Origin of the sequence: Spirillospora sp. NPDC046719, assembly GCF_040645715.1 — a bacterium.
GTDB lineage: Bacteria > Actinomycetota > Actinomycetes > Streptosporangiales > Streptosporangiaceae > Spirillospora.
On the sequence record NZ_JBEYYT010000435.1, the window covers coordinates 1 to 7,694 of the forward strand.

The 7,694-nt window shown below is 73.1% G+C and carries 6 protein-coding genes; 3 read left to right on the forward strand and 3 right to left on the reverse strand.

Annotated elements, in window-relative coordinates; translation table 11 throughout:
* Positions 1 to 1,343: MFS transporter (locus tag ABZ914_RS42100; RefSeq protein WP_500200300.1), on the reverse strand; the 1,343-nt coding region annotated here is incomplete at its 3' end.
* A 96-nt stretch (positions 1,344 to 1,439) separates the two neighbouring features.
* Between ABZ914_RS42100 and ABZ914_RS42105 the strand changes: the two genes are divergently transcribed.
* Complete coding sequence (locus ABZ914_RS42105) at positions 1,440 to 2,318, forward strand: LysR family transcriptional regulator (RefSeq protein WP_500200302.1); 879 nt, start codon at positions 1,440 to 1,442, stop codon at positions 2,316 to 2,318.
* A gap of 20 nt (positions 2,319 to 2,338) precedes the next feature.
* Here the strand turns inward: ABZ914_RS42105 and ABZ914_RS42110 are convergent, their stop codons facing one another.
* A complete protein-coding gene (locus tag ABZ914_RS42110; RefSeq protein ID WP_500200304.1) occupies positions 2,339 to 3,238 on the reverse strand; it encodes an EamA family transporter in 900 nt (299 codons plus the stop codon).
* A gap of 68 nt (positions 3,239 to 3,306) precedes the next feature.
* Between ABZ914_RS42110 and ABZ914_RS42115 the strand changes: the two genes are divergently transcribed.
* Both ABZ914_RS42115 and qcrB read left to right on the forward strand, forming a co-directional pair.
* Positions 3,307 to 4,161, forward strand: coding sequence for a LysR family transcriptional regulator (locus ABZ914_RS42115; protein ID WP_500200306.1), 855 nt, complete (start codon positions 3,307 to 3,309; stop codon positions 4,159 to 4,161).
* 78 nt (positions 4,162 to 4,239) lie between these two features.
* Positions 4,240 to 5,886, forward strand: coding sequence for a cytochrome bc1 complex cytochrome b subunit (gene qcrB / locus ABZ914_RS42120; protein WP_500200308.1), 1,647 nt, complete (start codon positions 4,240 to 4,242; stop codon positions 5,884 to 5,886).
* A 55-nt stretch (positions 5,887 to 5,941) separates the two neighbouring features.
* Here qcrB and ctaD read toward each other — a convergent pair whose 3' ends face one another.
* Positions 5,942 to 7,630, reverse strand: coding sequence for an aa3-type cytochrome oxidase subunit I (gene ctaD / locus ABZ914_RS42125; RefSeq protein WP_500200310.1), 1,689 nt, complete (start codon positions 7,628 to 7,630; stop codon positions 5,942 to 5,944).
* Between the last annotated feature and the right edge of the window lie 64 nt (positions 7,631 to 7,694).

The following is a 7,694-nucleotide window of genomic DNA, read 5'->3' on the forward strand; positions in this document are numbered from 1 at the left end:
GCCGCGAGCGCGGCCGCGCAGACGGCGGCGGCGACGAACAGGGCCTCGGCGGCCTGGCCGTTCCGGTGCCCGACGGCCGCGAACGCGCCCATGATCGCGACGCCGAGGGTCGCGCCGAGCTGGCGGACCGCGTTGAGCAGCCCTCCGGCGGCGCCCGCGGTGCCCTCGGGCGCGCTGGTGACGACCAGGGTCGCCAGCGCCGGAAGCGCGAACGAGACGCCGAACCCGGTGCACAGCAGGCCCGCGAGCAGCGCCGGGTAGGACGCGCCCGCGGCCATCACGGCGCCGAGCAGCACGCCGCCGGCGGTGAGCAGGCCGAGCCCGGCGAGGACGGGCGGGCGCGGCCCGGTCCTCGCCACGATCCGGCCGGTGAGCAGCGGGTTGAACGCGAACGGCAGGGTCATCGGCAGGAACGCGAGGCCGGTCCGCAGCGCCGACATCCCGAGCGTCTCCTGGAAGACCAGCGGGAGCACGAACAGCACCCCGGTCATCACGAAGTTGACCGCCGCGCCCGCGACCAGCGACCCCGGCATGCCGGGCGCGCGCAGGACCGCCGGGACCAGCACGGGCGCCGCGCTCCGCCGCTCCAGCACCGCGAACGCGGCCGCGGCGGCGGCCGTCCCGGCGGCCGAGCAGGCCGCGTGGACGGCGGCGCCGGAGCCGAGCGCGATGAGCGCGTCGGTGAGCAGCCCGAGCGTGACGCAGGCGACGGCCTGGGCGGGCCAGTCGATGGTGCGGTCGCCGCGCGGGCAGCGCACCCGCGGACCGGCGACGAGGGCGAGGACGAGGACGGCGAGCGGCACGTTGATCAGGAAGATCGCCCGCCAGCCGGCCAGCCCGACCAGGGCGCCGCCGGCGATCGGCCCGGCGGCGAGGGCCGCGCCGCTGGTGGCCGCCCACGCCGCGACGGCCTTCGCGCGCTCGGCGGGCACCGGGAAGAGCCGGCTGATCATCGCCATCGAGGCGGGCACGCACGCCGCGGCGGCGGCGCCCAGCACCGCCCGCAGCGCGACCAGCGTCCACAGGTCCGGCGCCAGCGAGCTGAGCAGCGACGCGGCGCCGAACACGGCGATGCCGGCGCGGAACGCGCGGTGCGCGCCGTACCGGTCGGCGACGGCGCCGGCCGACAGCAGCAGCGCGCCGAACACGACGGTGTAACCGGTGACGGCCCATTGCAGGCCCGCGACCGTCCCGTGCAGGGAGCGGGCGAGGTCGGGCTCGGCCACCGACAGGACGGTGGTGTCGAGCAGCACCATGAAGTAGCCGAGGGATATGCCGAACAGGGCGGGGCGGCGCCGCGCGCCGGGGGCCGCCACCGGGTCCGGGGAGAGAACCGTGCTCATGACGCCCCAGTCTCGGAACCGGCGGTCCGGCGCTCCACCGGCCCGCCCGCACGCCGCGTTCGGAATATCCGAACGCTCCGCGCGGGTTGCCGTGGCATGGAACTGCGCCAGCTGCGGACCTTCGAGGCCGTCATCGAGCACGGCACCGTCACCGACGCCGCGAACGCGCTCGGCCTCGCGCCGTCGTCGGTGTCGGAGCAGATCCGGACGCTGGAGCGGTCCCTCGGCGTCGCGCTGTTCGACCGCGGGCCGAAGGGGATGCGGCTGACCGCGGCGGGCGAGCGGATGCGCGGCTGGGCCGGGCGGCTGCTGGGGCAGGCCGAGCAGGCGCGCCGCGAGGTCGCGGGCGGGGTCCCGGTGGTGCGGCTCGGCGCGCTGGAGACGATCGCGGCGACGCACGTGCCATCGGTGCTGGCGCGGGTCGCCGAGCGGCGGCCCGGCCTGCGCGTGGAGGTCCACGCGGACGCCGCCCGGGACCAGCTGCTCGGCGCCGTCGCGGCCGGCGACCTGGAGGCCGCGCTGCTGCTGGACGCCGGCACCGGCCTCGGCGACCTCGGCTTCGCCCCGCCGCCCGCGCCGCTCGGCTTCGTCGACGTGGAGCCGGTCCCGCTCGCGCTGGTCGCCGCGCCCGGCCACCCGCTCGCCGCCGCGGCGCGGGTGACCGCCGGCGACCTGGCGGGCGAGCGGCTGCTGGTGAACGTGCCGGCGTGCTCGTTCTGGCTGGCCGGCGAGCGGGTCATCGGGCCCGGCGTCGAGCGGGTACGGGCGGGCAGCGTGACGGTCATGGCGTCCTGGGCGGAGCGGGGGCTCGGGATCGCGCTGCTGCCGGAGTTCGCGGTCCGGGACCGGCTCGGCTCCGGCGCCCTCGCCCGCATCCCGCTCGACGCGCCGGACCTCAGCCTCCGCCTGGTGTGGCGCACCGACCGGGAGACGATGCCCGGCCTGCGCGAGGTGCTGTACGCGGCGAGCGCCTGACGGCCGGGCGCCGCCGGACGTCAGGGGGCGCGCGCCGTCAGCACGCTCGCGGAGTTCGCGGTGACGATGACGAGGATCGCGAGCCACTGCGTCCAGTGCAGCGCCTGCCCGAGGACGACCAGCCCCGCCACCGCCGCCAGCACCGGGTTCACGCTCATGAACACACCGAAGAACCGCGCCGGGACGCGGCGCAGCGCCAGCAGGTCGGCGAGGAACGGGACGGCCGACGACAGCACGCCCGCCGCGCCCGCGCAGGCCAGCGCGCCCGCCGTCGGCGGGTGCCGGACGAGGACGAACGCCCCGATCGGGACGAACACGAGCCCGGACAGCGCCGCCGCTGCGGCCGACCCCTCCGCGCCCGGCAGCGTCCGCCCGATGGACCGGTTGAGCAGGATGTATCCGGCCCAGCAGCAGGCGGCGAGCAGCCCGAGGCCGATGCCGAGGTAGTCCGAGGTGGGGCGCGGCCGGGTCAGCGCGACGACGGCGGCGGCCACGGCGGCGGCGCACACCAGGTCGGTGCGGCGGCGCGAGCTCGCCAGCGCGACGGACAGCGGCCCGAGGAACTCCAAGGTGACGGCCAGGCCGAGGCCCACGCGCCCGACCGCGGTGTAGAGCGAGAGGTTCATCGTGGCGAAGACCGCCGCGAGCGCCAGCACCGGCCGCCACTGCGCGGCCGTGAAGGAGCGCAGCCGGGGACGCCCGACCGCGAGGAGGACGGCCGCCGCGACCCACTGCCGCACCGCCACCACCCCGGCGGGCCCGACGACCGGGAACGCCAGCGCGCCGACCGCCGCGCCGGTCTGGTTGGACGCGGCGCTGCCCAGCATCATCGCGACCCCGGCGAGGCGGCCGCGCGCGCCTCCGGCCCGGACGTCGCGCCGCGGTTCCGCTCTGGTCTCCACCGACCCGCCGGTCTCCATGCCCCGAGCATGCGGCGGCCCGCCGGTTGCGCAAAATGCATGCGAGGCGCCATCTATACGCTTGCGTCATGGATGTGGAGCTCCGGCAGCTGAGGGTCCTCGTCGCCATCGCGGACGCGGGCACGTTCACCGACGCCGCGATCGAGCTCGGCGTCTCGCAGGCGGCCGTGTCGCGGACCCTCGCGTCCCTGGAACGGGCCCTCGACGTCCGGCTGCTGCGCCGCACCAGCCGCAGCGTGACCCCGACCGCCACCGGCGTCCGCGTCCTCGCGCGGGCCCGGCGGCTGCTCGCCGAGGCCGACGACCTGGTCGCGGAGGCGACGAGCGGGCACGCCCGGCTGCGGATCGGGTACGCGTGGTCCGCGATGGGCCGGCACACCGTCGCCTTCCAGCGGCTCTGGCCGCGCCGCTGGCCCCACATCGACCTGCGGCTCGTCCGCACCAACACCGCCACCGGCGGGCTCGCCGAAGGCGCCTGCGACATCGCCGTGGTGCGCGTCGACCCCGACCCGCGCCGCTTCGACTCCGTGGTCGTCGGCCTCGAACCCCGGTACTGCGCGATGGCGGCGGACGACCCGTGGGCGCGGCGCCGCTCGATCCGGCTGGCCGACATCGCCGGCCGCACCCTGCTCGTCGACCGCCGCACCGGCACCACCACCGTGGACCTGTGGCCGCCCGGCACCCGGCCCGCGACCCGGCACACCGCCGACATCGACGACTGGCTCGCCGCCGTCGCGGCCGGCGGCTGCGTCGGCGTCACCGCCCGCAGCACCGTCGACCAGTACCGGCGGCCCGGCGTCGTCTACCGGCCGCTGCGCGACGCCGCGCCCATCGCCGTCCGCCTCGCGTGGTGGCACGACGACCCGCACCCCGCCGCCCGGCACGCCGTCGAGCTGCTCACCGAGCTGTACCGGGACGGCTGAGCCCCCGGCCTCGCCGTTTGTGGCCCGCCCCCTCGGGTACCCGCCCAGCGGACAGTCCGCTTGATCAGGAGGAGTGCGATGGCGGGGCGGGGCCGGGGCGGGGGGAAGCAGCGGATGCCGGCGGGCTGGAAGCTGGTCTACGGCGTGAACGACCGGCTCGGGTCGACCACCTTCCTGCGCACGAACCTCGGCAAGGCGTTCCCCAAGCACTGGACGTTCCTGCTCGGCGAGATCGCGCTCTACTCCTTCATCGTCCTCATCCTGACCGGCGTCTACCTCACCCTGTTCTTCCGGCCGAGCGGCACGGAGATCGTCTACACCGGCTCCTACTCCCAGCTGCGCGGCGTGAAGATGAGCGAGGCGTACGCGTCGACGCTGGACCTGTCGTTCGACGTGCGCGGCGGGCTGCTGATGCGGCAGATCCACCACTGGGCCGCGAACCTGTTCCTCGCGGCGATCTGCGTCCACCTGCTGCGGATCTTCTTCACCGGCGCGTTCCGCAAGCCGCGCGAGATCAACTGGGTGATCGGGGTCACCCTGTTCACGCTGGCGGTCCTGGAGGGGTTCGCCGGCTACTCCCTGCCCGACGACCTGCTGTCGGGCACCGGGCTGCGCATCGCCGAGGGCATCGTGCTCTCGATCCCGGTCGTCGGCACGTACCTGATGCTCTGGATGTTCGGCGGCGAGTTCCCGGCGAGCGAGAGCTTCGTCCCGCGGCTGTTCACCGTGCACATCCTGCTGATCCCCGCGATCCTGCTCGCGCTCATCACCGCGCACCTGATGATCCTCTGGCACCAGACGCACACCCAGTGGCCCGGTAAGGGACGCCGCGAGCAGGCGGTGCAGGGCGAGCCGACCTTCCCGAGCTTCATGGCGCAGAGCGGCGCCTACTTCCTCTACACCTTCGGGTTCCTGGCCGCCCTGGCGACGTTCGCGCAGATCAACCCGGTCTGGCTGTACGGGCCCTACGATCCGGTCCAGGTGTCGTTCGGGTCGCAGCCTGACTGGTACATCGCCTTCCTCGAAGGCTCGCTGCGCATCATGGGGCCGCTCTCGACGACCGTCGCCGGGCACACCGTCAGCTGGAACGTGCTGCTGCCCGCGGTCGTCCTGCCCGGCGTGTTCTTCACCCTCATCGGCCTGTACCCGTTCTTCGAGAGATGGGCGACCGGCGACGAACGCATCCACCACCTGCTCGACCGCCCGCGCAACGCCGCGACCCGCACGGCGATCGGCGCCGGCGTCATCGCCTGGTACGGCAACCTGTGGGCGGCCGGCGGAAACGACATCCTCTCCAACGCCTTCGAGATCCCGCTGTTCTGGACGACGTGGTTCTTCCGCGTCGGGTTCTTCGTCTTCCCGGTGCTCGCGTTCATCGTCGCCCGCCGCGTCTGCCTCAGCCTGCAGCGCCGCGACCTGCAGAAGCGCGAGGAGGGCGTGGAGAGCGGGCTGATCTCGCTGACGCCGGAGGGCGGGTACGTCGAGCGGCACGAGCGGTCCGCGCCGGAGGAGGCGGCCATCCTGCGGACCCGGCAGCCCCGCGAGCTGGTCGCGGCCTACCCGCACCACATCATCCCGCTGCCGACGCCCGGCCGCGTCCGCACGCAGGTCCGGACCCGCACCAACCGGTTCTACCTCAACTACCAGACCGAGTCGCACGGCGGCGGGCAGGGCGACCTCAAGCGCGACGGCGCCGTGGAGAAGGAGAAGAAGCAAGGCTCCTGACCCGGAGGCCCCCGGCGCCGTTCATGGGCCTACAGGGGGTTGCGTCGGGCTTCGTTCAGGAGCCCGCAGGGGGCTGCGGGAGCGCCGGCTCAGACTCCTGTGGAGGCTCCTTCGGCGGGAAGTGCAGGTCGAACGCCGGCCGGTAGGAACGGATGCGCGGCATCGTCGTGAAGTTGTGGCGGGGCGGCGGGCACGAGGTCGCCCATTCCAGCGAGGCGCCGTGGCCCCACGGGTCGTCGGTCTCGACCGGCCGGGCACGGCGGTGCGTCCGGTAGATGTTCCACAGGAAGGCGAAGGTGGACGCGCCGAGGATGAACGCGCCGATCGACGAGACGAGGTTCAGCGTCGCGAACTGCTTCGGGTAGTCGGCGATGCGGCGCGGCATGCCTTCGGCGCCGAGCCAGTGCTGGACGAGGAAGGTGGTGTGGAAGCCGACGAACAGCGTCCAGAAGTGGATCTTGCCCCAGGTCTCGTCGAGCTTCTTGCCGGTCATCTTCGGCCACCAGAAGTAGAACCCGCCGAACATCGCGAACACCACGGTCCCGAACAGCACGTAATGGAAATGGGCGACGACGAAATAGGAGTCGGTGAGGTGGAAGTCCATCGGCGGTGACGCGAGGATCACCCCGGTCAGCCCGCCGAACAGGAACGTCACGAGGAAACCGATCGCCCACAGCATCGGCGCCTCGAACGTGAGCCGCCCCTTCCACAGGGTGCCGACCCAGTTGAAGAACTTGATGCCGGTCGGCACCGCGATCATGAACGACGTCATGGAGAAGAACGGCAGCAGCACCTGCCCGGTGGCGAACATGTGGTGCGCCCAGACGGTCATCGACAGGCCGGTGATCGCGATGGTCGCGCACACCATGCCGAGGTACCCGAAGACGGGTTTCCGCGAGAAGACCGGGAGGATCTCGGTGACGATGCCGAAGAACGGCAGCGCCACGATGTAGACCTCGGGATGGCCGAAGAACCAGAACAGGTGCTGCCACAGCAGCGCGCCCCCGTTCGCCCCGTCGTAGACGTGCGCGCCGAGCTTGCGGTCCGCCTCCAGCGCGAACAGCGCCGCTGTCAGCACCGGGAACGCGATCAGCACCATCACGCTGGTCAGCAGCGTGTTCCAGGTGAAGATCGGCATCCGGAACACCACCATGCCGGGGGCCCGCATCCCGATGATCGTCGTCATCAGGTTCACCGAGGTGAGGATCGTCCCGAACCCGGAGACGACCAGCCCCATCACCCACATGTCGCCGCCGAGCCCCGGCGAGTACGTCGAGGACGAGAGCGGCGAATAGGAGAACCAGCCGAACGCCGCCGCGCCGCCCGGCATCAGGAAGCCCGCCAGCACCATGATCGCGCCGAACAGGAACAGGTAGTAGCTGAGCGTGTTGAGGCGAGGGAACGCCACGTCGGGAGCGCCGATCTGCAGCGGCACGATGACGTTCGCGAACCCCGCGAACAGCGGCGTCGCGAACAGCAGCAGCATGATGGTGCCGTGGATGGTGAAGAGCTGGTTGTACTGCAGCTCGTTCATCACCTGCATGCCCGGCCGCATCAGCTCGGCCCGCATCAGCATCGCCATCAGCCCGGCGATCAGGAACATCGCGAACGACGTTCCGAGGTACAGGTAGCCGACCACCTTGTGGTCGGTGGTGGCGAGAACGTCGCCGATCCTGATCCCCTTGCGGTGGCGCGCCAGCGCGTCCGCGGCGCTGGTGTCCGGCGGGCCGTCCACAGCCGTCATCCGGGCTCCCCTCCTCGTCACTGCCAACGGCTGGTAATGACCGGAGAAAAACCCTTCAAACGCG

Coding starts and splice junctions, on each gene's coding strand:
- ABZ914_RS42105 (WP_500200302.1), top strand. CDS start 1,440: ATGGAACTGCGCCAGCTGCGGACCTTCGAGGCCGTCATCGAGCACGGC.
- ABZ914_RS42110 (WP_500200304.1), bottom strand. CDS start 3,238: ATGGAGACCGGCGGGTCGGTGGAGACCAGAGCGGAACCGCGGCGCGAC.
- qcrB (WP_500200308.1), top strand. CDS start 4,240: ATGGCGGGGCGGGGCCGGGGCGGGGGGAAGCAGCGGATGCCGGCGGGC.
- ABZ914_RS42115 (WP_500200306.1), top strand. CDS start 3,307: ATGGATGTGGAGCTCCGGCAGCTGAGGGTCCTCGTCGCCATCGCGGAC.
- ctaD (WP_500200310.1), bottom strand. CDS start 7,630: ATGACGGCTGTGGACGGCCCGCCGGACACCAGCGCCGCGGACGCGCTG.